16 protein-coding genes are annotated in these 14,323 nt (G+C 62.0%); 6 read left to right on the top strand and 10 right to left on the bottom strand.

Features of this window, described 5'->3' with window-relative positions; all coding sequences use genetic code 11:
- Positions 1-115: 115 nt before the first annotated feature.
- From AC0IYH_RS04445 to AC0IYH_RS04435, 3 genes are all read right to left on the bottom strand, one after another.
- Positions 116-1,180 carry a FecR family protein gene (locus AC0IYH_RS04445; RefSeq protein ID WP_471833072.1) on the bottom strand — a complete coding sequence of 355 codons (1,065 nt, stop codon included), beginning with the start codon at positions 1,178-1,180 and terminating at the stop codon, positions 116-118.
- On the bottom strand, positions 1,173-1,676 hold the full coding sequence (locus AC0IYH_RS04440; RefSeq protein ID WP_116628849.1) for a sigma-70 family RNA polymerase sigma factor: 504 nt from the start codon (positions 1,674-1,676) through the stop codon (positions 1,173-1,175). Before AC0IYH_RS04440 ends, AC0IYH_RS04445 begins: the two co-directional genes overlap by 8 nt.
- Before the next feature lie 89 nt (positions 1,677-1,765).
- Positions 1,766-2,266 carry a P-loop nucleotide/nucleoside kinase family protein gene (locus AC0IYH_RS04435; RefSeq protein WP_471833071.1) on the bottom strand — a complete coding sequence of 167 codons (501 nt, stop codon included), beginning with the start codon at positions 2,264-2,266 and terminating at the stop codon, positions 1,766-1,768.
- A gap of 63 nt (positions 2,267-2,329) precedes the next feature.
- On the opposite strand from AC0IYH_RS04435, the gene dapF reads away from it, so the two are divergent.
- Positions 2,330-3,133: a diaminopimelate epimerase gene (gene dapF / locus AC0IYH_RS04430; RefSeq protein WP_471833070.1), complete on the top strand. Its 804-nt coding sequence runs from the start codon at positions 2,330-2,332 to the stop codon at positions 3,131-3,133.
- Here dapF and AC0IYH_RS04425 read toward each other — a convergent pair.
- Together AC0IYH_RS04425 and AC0IYH_RS04420 are read right to left on the bottom strand one after the other, a co-directional pair.
- A complete protein-coding gene (locus AC0IYH_RS04425) occupies positions 3,121-4,263 on the bottom strand; it encodes a PAS domain-containing sensor histidine kinase (RefSeq protein WP_471833068.1) in 1,143 nt (380 codons plus the stop codon). The two genes, dapF and AC0IYH_RS04425, sit on opposite strands and share 13 nt — an antisense overlap.
- Positions 4,253-5,068, bottom strand: coding sequence for an alpha/beta fold hydrolase (locus AC0IYH_RS04420; protein ID WP_116628853.1), 816 nt, complete (start codon positions 5,066-5,068; stop codon positions 4,253-4,255). The genes AC0IYH_RS04425 and AC0IYH_RS04420 overlap by 11 nt, the downstream gene beginning before the upstream one ends.
- A gap of 128 nt (positions 5,069-5,196) precedes the next feature.
- Between AC0IYH_RS04420 and AC0IYH_RS04415 the strand changes: the two genes are divergently transcribed.
- From AC0IYH_RS04415 to AC0IYH_RS04405, 3 genes are all read left to right on the top strand, one after another.
- Complete coding sequence (locus AC0IYH_RS04415) at positions 5,197-6,402, top strand: TPM domain-containing protein (RefSeq protein ID WP_471833067.1); 1,206 nt, start codon at positions 5,197-5,199, stop codon at positions 6,400-6,402.
- A 95-nt stretch (positions 6,403-6,497) separates the two neighbouring features.
- The gene (locus AC0IYH_RS04410; RefSeq protein ID WP_471833066.1) at positions 6,498-7,040 is read left to right on the top strand and encodes a hypothetical protein; all 543 of its coding nucleotides are present in this window, start codon (positions 6,498-6,500) and stop codon (positions 7,038-7,040) included.
- Positions 7,037-7,567 (top strand): GNAT family N-acetyltransferase, encoded by a 531-nt coding sequence (locus AC0IYH_RS04405; RefSeq protein WP_471833065.1) that lies wholly within the window; start codon positions 7,037-7,039, stop codon positions 7,565-7,567. The genes AC0IYH_RS04410 and AC0IYH_RS04405 overlap by 4 nt, the downstream gene beginning before the upstream one ends.
- On the opposite strand, the gene AC0IYH_RS04400 is transcribed toward AC0IYH_RS04405, so the two are convergent.
- The 5 genes from AC0IYH_RS04400 to AC0IYH_RS04380 all read right to left on the bottom strand — a co-directional run bounded on the left by AC0IYH_RS04400 (position 7,554) and on the right by AC0IYH_RS04380 (position 11,601).
- Positions 7,554-7,979, bottom strand: coding sequence for a GNAT family N-acetyltransferase (locus tag AC0IYH_RS04400; protein ID WP_471833230.1), 426 nt, complete (start codon positions 7,977-7,979; stop codon positions 7,554-7,556). The genes AC0IYH_RS04405 and AC0IYH_RS04400 overlap by 14 nt on opposite strands.
- Positions 7,980-8,148: 169 nt before the next feature.
- On the bottom strand, positions 8,149-8,640 hold the full coding sequence (locus AC0IYH_RS04395; protein ID WP_471833064.1) for a GNAT family N-acetyltransferase: 492 nt from the start codon (positions 8,638-8,640) through the stop codon (positions 8,149-8,151).
- Positions 8,641-8,760: 120 nt separating this feature from the next.
- A complete protein-coding gene (locus tag AC0IYH_RS04390) occupies positions 8,761-9,663 on the bottom strand; it encodes a pirin family protein (protein WP_471833063.1) in 903 nt (300 codons plus the stop codon).
- 100 nt (positions 9,664-9,763) lie between these two features.
- Positions 9,764-10,633, bottom strand: a complete 870-nt coding sequence (locus AC0IYH_RS04385) for an NmrA/HSCARG family protein (RefSeq protein WP_471833062.1) — start codon at positions 10,631-10,633, stop codon at positions 9,764-9,766.
- Between the two features lie 32 nt (positions 10,634-10,665).
- On the bottom strand, positions 10,666-11,601 hold the full coding sequence (locus tag AC0IYH_RS04380; RefSeq protein ID WP_471833061.1) for an NADP-dependent oxidoreductase: 936 nt from the start codon (positions 11,599-11,601) through the stop codon (positions 10,666-10,668).
- A gap of 102 nt (positions 11,602-11,703) precedes the next feature.
- On the opposite strand from AC0IYH_RS04380, the gene AC0IYH_RS04375 reads away from it, so the two are divergent.
- On the top strand, positions 11,704-12,579 hold the full coding sequence (locus tag AC0IYH_RS04375; protein ID WP_122771824.1) for a LysR substrate-binding domain-containing protein: 876 nt from the start codon (positions 11,704-11,706) through the stop codon (positions 12,577-12,579).
- 308 nt (positions 12,580-12,887) lie between these two features.
- On the top strand, positions 12,888-14,129 hold the full coding sequence (locus AC0IYH_RS04370; protein WP_471833060.1) for a DUF1835 domain-containing protein: 1,242 nt from the start codon (positions 12,888-12,890) through the stop codon (positions 14,127-14,129).
- Positions 14,130-14,323: the final 194 nt, after the last annotated feature.

Raw genomic sequence — 14,323 nt, 5'->3', positions numbered from 1 at the left:
ACACCGGCCAGTCAATGAATACGAATACATCTCAATTGCTGCGCGCGGGACAGAAGACGGGACAGCGCTGGGGATTTTCAGAAAAAATATGAAATATTTTTAAAGGGCGCGGATTTTACCGACTGAGCACCAGCAGCCACGGGCTGTAGGCGTGCACTTTGGCCCCATAGGGTTGCAGCACCGCTTGCAGCGCCGCCTGGGGTTTGCGCAGGTCGTACACGCCAGTGACACGCTGCGCGCCGAGCTTGGCATCGCGCAAGACGATGATCGCCGGGGTGTAGCGGCGCAGCTGTTCGAGCACTTCGCTGATCGGCAGGTCATCGGCAATCAACTGGCCCTGGCGCCAGGCGGCGGCCTGGCTGGGGGAGAAGCTGCTGACCTCGGCACGGCCGGCGCGGTAGCTGAGGCGTTGCCCTGGCACCAGGCTGGCGAGCGGGCGATTAGCGGGTCCGTCGTCGACATTCACCGAGCCTTGTTGCACGGCCACGCTGGGGTTGCCCGGCTGGGCGTCGACGTTGAACGCGGTGCCGGTGACGGTCACTCGTAAGGTTTTGGTGACCACGTGAAAGGGTTTGCGCTTGTCCGGCGTCACCTTGAAAAACGCCTGGCCGGCCAGCAGCCGCACATCGCGATGGTTACCGGCGAGGTCGACGGCGATGGCCGAGTGGCTGTCCAGTTGCACCACGCTGCCGTCGCTGAGGATGATGTCGAGGGTTTCACCGGCACCGGTGCGGTAGTCGGCTTGCCAGCGCAGCAGCAGGCTCGGCGCCAGGGCCACCACCAGGCAGGCGGCGAGGGCGGCGGCGACCCAACGCCGTGTACGACGTGGGCGTGCCATGGGCCTTGGCGCAGGGGTGAGCGGTGCCGCGCTGGCCGGCGCCAGTTGCCCGGTCAGTTGCCACACGCGTTCGGCCTTGCGGTAGGCCTTGGCGTTTGCCTCATCCACGCTGCACCAGTCGGCCAATTGCGCACGCAAGTCCACGTCCTGCGGGGCCTGTTGCACACGCATCAGCCAGTCCAGGGCCTCGTCGCGGCGGGTGTTGGCGCAATCCTTGGTAGGCATGTCGGCAGCATCTTCGCAGGTAAAAAACGGCGGGCAGGATCCCATGGATTCGCCCTTCACTGCAAAAGACGCAGCAGCACTACGGTTTTTCAGAAAGTCGCCGGATCGATCAGTCATCGTCGGCTCCCAGGCAGTCCATGCAATGGCGCAAGGCATCGTGCACCAGCTGATGCACCAGCGCGGTCGAAACGCCTAGTTCAACCGCCACTTGCTGCAAGGTGAACCCGCCCAGGCGGTGGAGTTCAAAGGCGCGCTGGGTGCGTTCAGGCAACTGCGCCAGGGCGCGGGAGATGGCTTGCAGCTCGTTCTGGCTGCTCACTTCACGTTCCGGCGAGGCACTGCTGGAGGGCAACTCGTTGAGCATTTCATCGCCGCCCGGCTGCACCCGCTCGGTGGCGGTGCGACGGATGAGGTCCAGCGCCAGGTTGCGCACGATGCGGTACAGGTAGCTCGCCGGGTGGCGGATATCGGCGTGTTCATCCTGGCCGCTGAAGCGCAACCAGGCTTCCTGCACCACGTCCTCGGCGCGGGCGCGGCAGCCCACGATGGGCGCGGCGTAGTCCAGCAGCGCGGCCCGGTGGGTCAGGTAAAGCTGGAGTTTTTCATCCGCCAAGAGAGTCAGCTGCCTGCGCGCGACTGTGCCGCGTGGCACAGACTGGGAAGTGGGAGGGCGCGGAGTTTAGCTGTAGTTGATAATGGTTATCAACAACCGGGTGTGCTTTTGTGCTGGGTGATGCTTTCGACGGCCTGCGCAGCACTGATTTTGGCGGTGTCCAGGGTTAATGGCGCGGGGTCCCACGGCTCATATTCATGGCTCAATACCGACTGCCAGGTCGGCGGCACCAGCCCGGCGATATCCCCCGTGCGGGCTTCAACGCGGCGCTGGTGCTCCTGCGCATCCGAACACACCACCTGGACATTCAGCAGTGCCACACCCGCCGTCTCGGCCGTTGCCTGCCAGGCTGCGCGGCTTTCCCGCACCGGGTTCACGCAGTCGGCAATCACCGTATGCCCCAGTCGCAAGTTACTCAGCGCCAATGCATTTGCCACCTCATAGCCGTTTGCACCCACCGACACACCGGCATCGCGCAGCGCCTGTTCGATCACGTCGATACGCAGGTAAGCCGCACCGGTACGGCGTGCCAGGTGTTGGGCAATGGTGGTCTTGCCGGTGCCGGGCAAGCCGCTGAAGACAATAAGCATGGGTAGCGCTCGTCAAGAGTGAGTAAGCTCAGGGTATCTTTCACTTCCACCACTGGACAGCCCATGCCCTTGCAGTTCGTAAAAATGCACGCCCATGGCGACGACTTTATCCTCATTGACCGCCGTGGCCTGGACGACCCGGTCACCCCCGCCATCGCCCGGCACCTGGGCAATCGCCACACCGGTATCGGCTTCAACCAACTGGCGGTGATCCTCGACTGTGACGACGCTGCCGCGCGCATTAAATTCTGGAACCCCAACGGCACACCGCTGCAAACCTGCGGCAGCGCCACCCGTGGCGTGGCCGACCGGCTGATGCATGAAACCGGCGCCGACTCGGTTGTGTTGCGCACCGAGCGCGGTTTGCTGACCTGCACGCGCGAGGCGGGGCGGCAGGTGGCCGTGAACATGGGCGAGCCGTCGCTGGACTGGGCGGCGGTGCCCCTGGCCGAGGCGCTGGATACACGCACCTTGCCGATCGAAGGCGACCCGGCGGCGTGCAGCATGGGCAACCCGCATTGCACGTTTTTTGTCGACGATATTGCCGCCATCGACGTGGCCGCCGTGGGCCCGGCGCTGGAAAATCATCCGTTGTTCCCGGCCAAAACCAACGTGCATTTTGTGCAGGTGCTGGACCGTGGGCATATCCGCCTGCGCATCTGGGAACGTGGCGGCGGGGTGCCGCTGGGCTCGGGTTCGTGCTGCTGCGGCGCGGTGGTCAATGGCATTCGGCGCGGTTTGCTGGATGCCACCGTGCAAGTGCAGTGCGACGGCGGCACGGTGACCGTGCACTGGGCGGGCGCGGGCGGTGTGGTGCTCACCGGTAGTGTGGAGCCGGTGATGCAGGGCAGCGCCTACCTGTCCTGAAAGGTCACGGTGAAGGTGGTGCCGCCGGTGGCACAGGACGTCACCGCCACATCCCCGCCATGCACCTTGGCCAGCTCACGCACGATGTACAGGCCCAGGCCCACGCTGCGCACGTCGCTGCCTTGGTCGGTGCCACGGGTCATGGGCTCGAACAGCCCGGCCAGCAAGGTTTCGGGGATCACCTTGCCGTGGTTGTGTACCGCCACTTCGCAGGCGCCGTCGCCCAGGCGTGAGGTAATCGTGATCGGCTGTTGCAGGTCGCCATAGGCCACGCTGTTGGCCACCAGGTTGCCGATGATTTGCTGCACGCGGTCGGCGTCCAGGCACGCGTCGCCCTGGCCCTCGGCGTGATGCTCCAGGGTGGCCTTGGGGAAGGCCACACGCAGTTCATCCACCGCGTGTTGAATCACTTCATGCAAGGCCAGCGGCGCGGGCTTGATGGAAATACCCTGGCCGACCCGGGCCTGGGTGAAGTCCAGCAGGTCGGCGATCATGCGCTGGGCGCGTTCGGACGATTGGCCGATATGGCCCAGCAGCGTGCGTTCCTTGGGCGTGCGTTCGCCCCGGCTGAGAAAGTCGGAGGCCATGCGAATCGCCGTCAGCGGATTTTTCAGATCGTGACTGACGATGGCCACCATCTGCTCGGCAAACAGCGCGCGGCGCTGGGCGATGGCATAGGCCTCGTTGAGGTCGGCCTGGGCCTGTTGCAGCGCGAGTTCGGTGGCGGTTTTTTCCTGCAGCAGGGCTTCGGCCAGGTTGCGCGCGTTGAGCAGCTCGCGTTCGTACTTGTCGCGGTCGGTGGTGCCGAACAGCGCCAGGTCGTACACCACGCCGCCAGGGTGCTCGCGTTTGTGGCCGTTGAGCAGCACGGTCAGCTTGTGCCCGTCGCGGTGCAGCATGTCGAGTTTCACTTCGGTGACGCTGCCGTGCATGCGCAACATGGGCGCCAGGTGGGTCTGGTGGAAAATCCGCCCGCCCATGGTCAGCAAGTCCTGGAAGCGTTGGCCATACAGCTCGGCGTTGTTGAAGCCCGACCATTCGCTGAAGCGCGCATTGGCTTGCAGGATCGTGCCGTCTTCGGCGGTGACGGCCAGGGCGCAGGCGGCGCTGTCGAATAATTCAGTGGGCACTGGCAGCCGCCCATGGCGCGAGGAAACTGTGCATGGCCGCCGCGCAGGCCTGTGGTTCGCTCATGTGCGGGCAATGGCCGACGTTGTCCACCAGGCAATAGGTGCTGTTGGGCAACACGCTGTGCAGGTATTCACCCACGGCCACGGGGGCGATCAGGTCGTCGCTCGATTGCAGGATCAGCACCGGGGTGGTCAGGCCGATCACGTCCTGGCGGTTGTCGGACATGAAGGTCACCCGCGCAAACTGCTTGGCGATGTCCGGTTCGGTGCGGCAGAAGCTATCGGTCAGCTCCGCGCTCAGCGCCGGTTGGTCGGGCGCGCCCATGATCGCCGGGGCCATGGCGCTGGACCAGCCGAGGTAGTTGCTGTCGAGGGTGTCGAGCAGGTCGTCGATGTCGCTGCGCTTGAAGCCGCCGACATAGCCATCGATGTCGATATAGCGCGGCGACGGGCCAATCATCACATGGGCGGCGATACGCCCGGGGGCCTGGCGGTCGGCGAGGGCGCCGATCATCGCGCTGACCGAGTGGCCCACGAGGATCACCGGGCCTTCGGCGTAGGCCTCGATGATCTCGTTGAGGTCGTGGGCGTAGCCGTCCAGCGTGTTGTACTTGGCTTTGTCGAAGGCGCTGAGGTCCGAGAGGCCGGCGCCCACCAAGTCGTACAGTACTACCCGGAAGCGCGCTGCAAACTGCGGCGCCAGCGCATTCCACATGGCCTGGTTGCAGCCGAAGCCGTGGGAAAACACCAGGGTCGAGGTGCCGGTGCCCATCACAGTGATGTTATTGCGGTGGCGCAGGTCCATGGGCTTCTCGGTTATGGCTTTTTGCTATGCGTGCGGGCAGTTTAGATAGTCAATCCCGTGGGGTCACGCGTTATAGCGCGGATAGGGTAAAGTCGGCGCCTTCAGGAAGAAACTTCAGGTAACAAAGCATGATGGTGATTCTGCGGCAATCGGTCTTGGGTCTGCTGGTGATGGTGCTCGCCAACCTGGTTATCACCGCCCAGGCCGACACTTCGCCCATCGGCGTCGCCCTTGATCAGCGGGTGATTGACCTGACCAATACCCTCGACGCCGGCACCACCACTCGTCTGAAAGAGCAACTGGCCGCTCTCGAACAGCGCAAAGGCGCCCAGGTGGCCGTGCTGCTGGTGCCCAGCACCGGCGGCGGCAGCATCGAGGATTACGCCAACCAGATGTTCCGCGCCTGGAAACTGGGGCGCAAGGAGGTCAACGACGGCATTCTGCTGGTGGTGGCCAAGGACGACCACAAGGTGCGCATCGAAGTCGGCTACGGCCTGGAAGGCACCGTCACCGACCTGCTGGCCCATCGAATTATCGAAGAACACATCACCCCGGCGTTTCGCCAGGGCGACTTCGCGGGTGGGGTGAGCCAAGGCGTGAATGACCTGGTGACGCTGGTGGACGGCGGCGACCTTCCCGAAGTGGCCGGCCCCGGCGTCAACCCCCAGGCGATCGCCGTGCTGCTGGCGTTTATCCTCGGCGGCATCGGCGGTGTGCTGATGGCTGCCGGCAAACTGCCGTGGCGTCGTGCGTTGCTGGCTGCGGTGGTCGCCACCGTGCTGCTGGCAATTTACGGCGGCGGCCCGGATTGGCCGATCCACCTGGGAGTATTGCCGCTGACCATGCTGATCGGCGGCGCCACCTTCGGCGCATTGTGGCTGGCGCGCATCGCGTTTTACTGCGTGATGGCGCTGCTGGCCTACATTGTCGGCGTGCTGGTGGTGAACCATTTTGTCCAGATCAGCTTCGTCCATTGGCTGGTGTGGCCGTTTGGCGGGGCGCTGGTGCTGGCGCTTTATGTGGGGCTGTTCTACGTGATCAAGGAGTCGTGGAAGACCAAACCACGCTTCTTCATTGTGCGTGCGCTGGCGGTAATGGGGATTTATGTGACGGCGGGCCTGCTGGTGGGGAACGACTACCAGGGCTGGATCGTGGCGATTCCGGTGGCGTCCTTTGCGGCGTTTATCATTTTTGTGCAGAGCATTTCCACGTCCGGCTCGGGGTCGGGGGGCGGGTCGAGTTCGAGCTCCAGTTCCAGCCGTTCCAGTTCCAGCAGCAGTTCCTCGGGCGGCGGCGGTTCCAGCGGCGGCGGCGGGGCTTCCGGGAGTTGGTAAAGCCGTTGGCTGCGGAGAATTGACGGTGGCAATCGGTTCAAGATTTCCACGATGATGTCGATAGGATTCTCATCGCTCACAAGGACCGTCACTCGATGAAACTGCTGAAACTCGCCGCCGTATTGACCCTGCCATTGCTCGGCGCCTGTTCCGATTACCACTACAAAAACTACCAGGGGGATTGGGCCCCGGAAAAACTCCAACCCGTGGACCTTTCCAACAATGCCCCGGATGCCGTGCTGGTGTACTTCGACACCTGGCGCGAGCGCGAGCTGGGCGTGCCGTTCCACCGCCTGGTACTGGCCGTCGAAGTCGACGGCCAGCCGCTGCCCGGCGCAGGGCGCCGCTCGATCCTTGACGTGAGTGGCGAGCAAGCCCTCAAGCTGTCGCCGGGCAAACACTCGTTGCGCTGGTGCAACGTGTCGATGAACGCGCTGGGCACCGGCGGCGCGTTTTGCAACAAAGGCGCGGACGACGTCGACTTCAAGCCCGGCCAACGCTACGTAGTGACGTACCGCCTGACCGCCAGCACCAAGGGTGTGGCGCCGAACTACAGCACTGAGTACCGCACCTATTCCAGCATCAGGAACCTGGATACCCAGGAAGTCATCTTCCCACTGCCAGGGCAGGAAGGATGACCCTGCTGATCCGCGACGCCGTGCCCCAGGACGCCCTGTGCATCGGCGTGCTGGGTATGCAGGTATTCCTCGACACCTACGCTACCCAAGGTATTCGCCGCTCGATTGCCGACGAGGTGCTGCAAGCCTTTGCCCCGGGTACCATCGCCGCGTTGCTGGCTGAGCCAGGCACCTCGCTGATGGTCGCCGAATCCAACCATCACCTGGTCGGCTTCGCCCAGGTTAAACTCAACGCCCGCCACCCGATGATCGAAGCCTCGAACATCGCCGAGTTGCAACGCCTGTATATCCAGGAACGCTTCACTGGCCTGGGCATCGGTTATCAGCTGCTGCAAGCGGCCGAACATCGCGCAGCACTCGGCGGTGCTGCGTTATTGTGGGCCACGGTGTGGGTAGGCAATGAGCGGGCGCTGGGGTTTTACCCTCGGCGCGGGTATGAACTATTGGGCTCGCCGACTTATACCTTCCAGGGCGAAACCCATGGGAACCGGTTGTTTGGTAAAGCGTTGAGCGTCACAACGCCTTAGACAAAAACACGCGGCTGCTGCCCGCAGGTTCGCACGGTACCTCGCCAAACCGCACCCACCCATGCTTCTCATAAAACCCCGGCGCCTGGAAACTGAGGGTGTACAGCACCGCACTGGCACACCCCCGGCGCCGGGCTTCGCCCTCGAAAACCTGCAGCAACTGACTGCCGAGGCCCGTTCCACGCATTGAATCGGGCACGTGGAACAGGTCAAGAAAGGCCATGCCCAAGGTGGTTTTACCGGTGATGCCGCCAAGGATCTGCTGGGTGTCGGGGTCTCTGATCAGCACCGTCAGCGGGCGGCGGTCGTTGTAGCCGGTAATGCCTTCGTTGAACGCCGCTAGGCCGTTGCCGAGAATGCACTCGGCGTCGGGGTTGGCCTGGTCGCTGATTTCGATCTGGGGATGCTGCATCACGCCGGACTCCTTGCTGGTCTTGACTCCGTCCCATGGGGCAATACGCTGGTCAGGCTGCTGCTCGAACAGGGCCACAGCGTGCGCGCCGGGGCGGCGCGAACTTGCTCGGTGAGTTGGGCGAGGCGTCCGATAAACATGCAGGTAATCCTTTACCAGGGAGGAAGAATCAGAGGTCCATCACCATCTCATGCCACGCCATGCCGCCGTGATCCGACGGCGACGGCTGCACATAGGTGTAGCCCATGCGCGTATACAACGGCACATGCTGCTCCTTGCACATCAAGTGAATCGTCCGCTTGCCCAGCGCGTGCATGCGCTGCACAAACTCGGTCATCAACAGCCTGGAATAACCCTTGCCCTGCTGCGCCGGGTCAACCACCACCGACATGATCACCACATTCGGCGCCTCGGCCGAATGCCCCACCAACTCCTTGAACGCCTCGTCCGACATCACCACGTGGTGGGCGCAACCGCAATTGATAAAACCCACCACCGCGCCATCCGCCTCGAGAATCAAAAAGCCCTCGGGGTACTGCGCGATACGCGTGGCGATCTTTTCCAGGGTCGCGGCTTCGTCACCTTCGTAGGCGCTGATTTCGATTTCAAAGCAGCGCGCAGCGTCGGCGGGGAGGGCGTTACGGAAGGTGAGGGCGGGCATGGGGTGTCCTGGACGTTGAGCGAAAGGCCACATGATAGATACAAATGGCCCCTCCACAAAACCGGAAAACCCGCCAAAGCGGGCTTCCTTACAATTCCTCGAACCTGAGGTTAAAAACCATCAGCGGAACACCGGAATGACTCCTGACGCCGTACGACGGTCTCCGGCCGCTTTCAATTTCTTGCCCAGCTCGGCAATGCGGCGCTCACCTTGCTCCAGCGCCTGCTCACTGGTATGCACGGAGTAGTACCCGAGATGCAGCGCATGTGGATGAGGAACTGCCGAACCCAGCACAAATACCGCGTCCTCCTGGCCCAAGGCCTGCAAGGTGATAGGGGCTTCGCTGGAATTGAAACTGACCATTTCGCCTGCCTGAATAATACTCCCGGTCGTCAACTCGCCCTTGGCCAGAGCAAGCCATCCGACACTATGTCCGGGGGGTGGCTGATACTCCCATTGCTCTCCTGGCGTTAACGTAACCAGTAAGTAATTGATCCCCTTTGGCGCAGGTACAGGGCTCTGCCTGCCTTGATAATTGCCGAGAATCACATGAGCCGGTTGACCTTCACTGGCCCCTACTGACTCGAAGTAGCGACTCTCAGGCTCAGCGTTTTCGAGGTCCTGCGCCAAAGCGATCCATAATTGAAAGCCCTGTATACGCGGCACCTGTTCGGCAGTCAGTTCCTTGCCATGCCAAACGCCACCGCTTGCCCGCATCCATTCGACACCACCGTAGCCGAAGGTGCCTCGCCCGTTGTCCGCATCGTTGTAGCGCACTCTGCCTTCGGTGAAAACCGTCACTGTGGCTATGCCGGAATGGGGGTGCAAAGGCATGTCAGCCATCGCATGAATGCCATCGCCACTGACATCAAAGATATCGAGGAAGACGAAGGGCTTGAGCATTTGTCCCAAGTCCGAGGGACTCATGAGGCGGGTGATCGGGCCGTGGCCGGCGGTGCCACGTGTGTGCTGCACAACACGCCGGCGCACGTGGGCGTCGGCTTGGCGCGAGGAGGTTGTCATGGTTTCGATTCCCTGGATGTCAGGCTTGCGGTGGGCGCACGAGATTCAACCTGCCCGCTCGATTGAGCCGGGCGATGCTTGTCCCCTTTGCCCTGGCGGCTTAAACCTTGGCAACGGCCTCGCGGACAAAGTCGTCGTAAGTGCGCAGCGGGTGCCCGACGAGGGTCTGGAGCTTTTCCACCGTGCCCTGAGCTGATTGCATGCCGAAGGTCTGTATACCCGCCATCATCAGGCGCATGTCATAAGCCAGCCAGGTGGGACCATACGAGGCCAGTTGTCCTTCGAAAGCGACCACGTCATCACCCCCGTAGGCGATCTCGCGCCCCAGGGCGGTACTCCAGGCCTTCGCCACGGACGCACCGGTGAGCGCTTGCGGCCCAACCAGTTCCAGCGTTACACGCTCCAGCGCCGAGGGTGCTTTGTCGCGTCGCAGCAGCTCTGCAACGGCCACGTCAGCGATATCGCGTGCGTCAATCATCGACACGCCCGCCGCGCCGATCGGCATTGGGTAGACCGAGTAGTTTTCAATAGTCTGTTGGACCATGAGGTCGTTTTGCATGAAGTAAGCCGGACGCAGAACCGTGGCGGGAATGCCGAGGCTCTCGATCATGCGTTCAACCGTATGCTTGCCGGTGAAGTGCGGGACATTGGTGAATTTGTCGGCATGAATCACCGACAGGTAAACAATGCGCTCGATACCCGCCTCGCGAGCCAGGTTCAGGGTGATCAGGGCCTGAGTGACCTCGTCGGGCGTCACGGCATTGAGCAGGAACAGCGTGCGCACCGACGCGAGCGCAACGCGCATCGACGCTACGTCGGTAAGGTCGCCGACGACTTCAATGACGCCCGCCGGGAATTCCCGCTTACCCGCCTGGCGTACCAGGGCTTTGACCTCTGCGCCCGCGTCAGCAAGGCCTTTCGTGACCAGTGAACCGATGGTGCCAGTGGCGCCAATAACCAGAATGCTCATCTTTGAAACTCCTGCATGGGATTTAGACTGGATCAACGAGTGAAGTCCGCAACGACCTTGCCCGTCCGCGAAACAGTACGATTGCGTTCGATTGCCTCGGGGATATCAGTGAAGCCAACGACGCCGCCGATCCTCGACTGAAGTGTGCCGTCGGCGACTTCCCGGGCCAGCTTCTCCAGTAATTGAGGGTCAGGTTTATTCATGAACCAGAGGCTTCGACGATTCGCGGGTGTTCGGGCGAGAATGTCGGGCGCTGATGTGCCGACAACCACGCCGTCCTGCGCCAACACCTGCCACGAGCGGTCCAATACCTCGCCACCGACGTAGTCGAGCACCAGGTCAATGTTGCGCACGAGGTTTTCGAAGCGCTGAGATTGGTAGTCAAAGACCTCGTCGGCGCCGAGGCTGCGTACGTAATCCAGGTCGGCACTGCCCGCCGTTGCGAAGACCTCGGCGCCGGCACGCTTGGCGAACTGCACGGCATAAGCGCCTAGCCCACCGGCCGCGCCATGAATCAGGACGCGCTGCCCCGCAACGATCGGCCCTGCATGATGAAGACTATTCCAGGCCGCTACCGCTGCTACAGGCATGGCCGCCGCCTGCACGTCGTCCAGAGCCTCGGGGGTGGGGCAAAGGCTCGCTTCGCTGACGGTCACGAATTCAGCGTACGCGCCCAGCCCGCCCATCGCCCCCATGACACGCTCACCGATGCTGAAGCGTGAGGATCCGGGACCCACTGCATCGATCACCCCGGCCATTTCGGCACCGAGCACGATCGGCAATGCAAGTGCGAAGGCATTGCGTACATGACCTTCACGAACCTTCCAATCGATGCCATTCACGCCGGCGGCGCGAACCCGAACTCGAACCTGGCCGTGCTCGGGTGCCGGCGTTTCTATGTGCGCAATCTGTGCGGCGTGCGCACCGCCGTAGGCCCGGATCAGTACAGCGCGTTGAAGGGTGCTCATTGGAATTCCTCATCTCGTATTCCGATGACGAGAAAGTAATCCGTTGCACTTACAAAACGAAGACCACAGAATCCATACACCTCGTTTCAAATGTGGAACACCATGAACCTGAACGCTCTGATTGATTTCATTCTCGTCGCCAACCATTCAGGGCTGGGAAGAGCCAGCCGTGCGAGCGGTGTGTCCAAGGCGACCTTGTCGCGCCGAATCGGCGACCTTGAAGAGCAATTGGGCGTGAGGCTGATCGAGCGCAGCGCGCGGGGATTGAAGCTCACCGAAGCGGGTGAAGCATTGATGTCGCGAACTGAGGGCCCTTTGAGTGAAGTGGCCGAAGCCATGACCGCAGCCCGTGACGGGGTTTCAACGCCGCGTGGGCGCCTGCGAGTGGCGGCGCCGATTCTGTTCTCGCAGCTGGCGATGGGGCGTATTGGCGCCGAGTTCTGTAAGGCCTACCCGGAAGTCTTCATTGAGGTCGTGTCGGAAGATCGCAAGGTGGATCTGGTGGAGGAACAATTTGACGTCGCCATCCGGATCAACCCAAGCCCGGACAGCAGCCTGGTCGGGCGCTGCTTCGCCAGGGACCGGCTGATCGTGGTGGCGGCGCCTGAAATATCCAGGCCAACCCCCGGCGCGGTCAGACCCGTACCGGCGATCGTAACCTCTACGTTCCAGCCCACGCACTGGAGTCTCGATGGCGGGCAATGGGTTCTGGAGCCGATCCCGAAAATGCAATTTTCTTCGCTACTGATGGTGCGCGACGCTGCGATCGCCGGTGGCGGCGCAGCTCTTATTCCACAGTCCATCGCGTGGAATCAGCTGGCCCGCGGGGAATTGGTAGAGTGGGGCACGGTGTCAGGTGTAGAGCCGGCGCTTTGGGTTTTGCACACCTCCAGGCGGCTGGCGGCGCCAAAGGTTCGCGCATTCGTCGACTTCATGTGTGAAAAGTATTCAGACATGTCTCTTGTTCTGAGGGGATAGAACTTTTTTACGCCTGATTGTTGTGCCGCTCTTGGAGGCATCGTTATTGAAACGCCCGTCAGCCTCGGCTCCAGAGGTCATCGACGTTTCGTCGGTGTAGCAACACTTCGCGCGCCCCCCCTCAAGACTGGCTGTTCGATGTCAGTGCTCTTCCACTCTTTGCTTCTGTTACCTCTTGCGGCTAAAGTCGGCACTTGGGCGTTTGCTGCGCCTGCGGTCCGCGCGAAGGGGTCACCCAAGGCATGGTTGCCCATTTTCTCATTCCAGCTCCCGGCTTGTCGGCGGACCGAGCCCCATAAGGAGTTGGCATGCCTGCCACTAACGCTTCCCGTCATCACGGTCTACTCGACCTCCCGTCGCTTCGCAAACACGCCAAGCGCCTTTTGAAAGACATCAAGAATAACCAGGCCGCAGATGCCCGTTCCCAGCTACACGCACTGGGTATACCTGGCCCTGACTATCGACTCGCCGATGTGCAGTGGCTGGTGGCTCGCGAGTCGGGCTTCGCCAGTTGGCCCAAACTGATTGCTCACACCGACAGCGTTGCATTCGCTGCACGCAATCCGGGCTTCGCTGCTGCGAATGAGTCGACAGTCCAGCATTGGCGTTGTGGCAACGACATTGAGCACAGCCTTCGAGTAGCGGGATTCTCGGGTGCATTTTATATGTTCGATGATCCCATGGTGCTGGGGCCGGTTCCCGCTTTACCGGATGATGATTACTGGTTGGTACGGGCGGAGTTCGCGGAGCAGGCATTCCGGCTCGATGCCAGGGATATCCAGGCGCGCCAAGCTATTCAGCGCAAGGCGCTGGCGCAACTGAATGCTGGCAGTGAACTGGTGCTTTGGTGTGAAGGTGATGCGTACGATCAACTGTTTCTGATTCGATTACTGGCGAGTCTGCCCGTACTGCCACGCAGGCTCGAATTGATTGAGACCAACCGGGTGCCCGGTGTTGAACGATTCATAGGGATTGGTCAGCTCGCGCCGGATCTGTTGGCCTGGCTCTGGACCCAGCGGCGCCCACTGGGTGACGATGCGTTGGCGCTTGCCCGCAAGGCTTGGGATGCCTATACCGCAACTGACCCGAGCGATTGGGCGCAATTGGCAGTGCAGCGGCATCCGGCGTTACCGCTACTTGGGCCTGCCTTGGCAAGGCAACTGCAAGAGCTTCCAGGCGCAGCGGACGGCTTAAGCATGACCCAGCGGTTGATACTGCGGATTCTTGCCGAGCGGGGTGAATTGCCGGCTGGCAAGGTGTTCGGCCACCTCATGATGAGTTACGAGCCGCTGCCTTATTTAGGCGATCAGATGTTCAATGCCCTATTAAGGCCTATCACCGATACCCCGTATCCACTAGTCGAAGAGCAGCCGGGTAGAGAGTGGCAAAAACGCCTCATCCGGATAACTCCTCTTGGTGAGCAAGTGTTACTCGGGCATGAGAACTGGCTCGATTACACACCAGAAGAACGCTGGGTAGGCGGGGTGCGTATCGTCCCGGGTCAATCGCCTTGGGTGGTCAGTGATGACGGGCGGGTGTGGCGTCGCTAGGTTGGGCTGAAAAAACCAAGATAGCCACTCAACGTAAATGTTGGAAGCCGTTGCAGGCTTCCAACAACTGGACCGAAAGCAGCCTGTCAAAAAAATTCATGTTGCCCACCACCGGCTTTGGGTGAAGCCAGCTTGACGCCTCCATGCCAAGGCAACCAGCGTCCGACCCAGACAGGACGTTTATTGCGTTTGAC

Source organism: Pseudomonas sp. AC463 (assembly GCF_979253585.1).
The sequence above is the reverse complement of the archived record's forward strand: the minus strand, read 5'-3'. Positions and strand labels throughout refer to the sequence as shown.

Excerpts from the sequence above, each read along its gene's own strand:
- AC0IYH_RS04375 (WP_122771824.1), top strand. The coding sequence starts at position 11,704 with ATGAACCTGAACGCTCTGATTGATTTCATTCTCGTCGCCAACCATTCA.
- AC0IYH_RS04380 (WP_471833061.1), bottom strand. The coding sequence starts at position 11,601 with ATGAGCACCCTTCAACGCGCTGTACTGATCCGGGCCTACGGCGGTGCG.
- AC0IYH_RS04405 (WP_471833065.1), top strand. The coding sequence starts at position 7,037 with ATGACCCTGCTGATCCGCGACGCCGTGCCCCAGGACGCCCTGTGCATC.
- AC0IYH_RS04400 (WP_471833230.1), bottom strand. The coding sequence starts at position 7,979 with ATGCAGCATCCCCAGATCGAAATCAGCGACCAGGCCAACCCCGACGCC.
- AC0IYH_RS04415 (WP_471833067.1), top strand. The coding sequence starts at position 5,197 with ATGATGGTGATTCTGCGGCAATCGGTCTTGGGTCTGCTGGTGATGGTG.
- AC0IYH_RS04420 (WP_116628853.1), bottom strand. The coding sequence starts at position 5,068 with ATGGACCTGCGCCACCGCAATAACATCACTGTGATGGGCACCGGCACC.
- AC0IYH_RS04395 (WP_471833064.1), bottom strand. The coding sequence starts at position 8,640 with ATGCCCGCCCTCACCTTCCGTAACGCCCTCCCCGCCGACGCTGCGCGC.
- AC0IYH_RS04385 (WP_471833062.1), bottom strand. The coding sequence starts at position 10,633 with ATGAGCATTCTGGTTATTGGCGCCACTGGCACCATCGGTTCACTGGTC.
- AC0IYH_RS04435 (WP_471833071.1), bottom strand. The coding sequence starts at position 2,266 with ATGCTTATTGTCTTCAGCGGCTTGCCCGGCACCGGCAAGACCACCATT.
- AC0IYH_RS04370 (WP_471833060.1), top strand. The coding sequence starts at position 12,888 with ATGCCTGCCACTAACGCTTCCCGTCATCACGGTCTACTCGACCTCCCG.
- dapF (WP_471833070.1), top strand. The coding sequence starts at position 2,330 with ATGCCCTTGCAGTTCGTAAAAATGCACGCCCATGGCGACGACTTTATC.
- AC0IYH_RS04390 (WP_471833063.1), bottom strand. The coding sequence starts at position 9,663 with ATGACAACCTCCTCGCGCCAAGCCGACGCCCACGTGCGCCGGCGTGTT.
- AC0IYH_RS04445 (WP_471833072.1), bottom strand. The coding sequence starts at position 1,180 with ATGACTGATCGATCCGGCGACTTTCTGAAAAACCGTAGTGCTGCTGCG.
- AC0IYH_RS04410 (WP_471833066.1), top strand. The coding sequence starts at position 6,498 with ATGAAACTGCTGAAACTCGCCGCCGTATTGACCCTGCCATTGCTCGGC.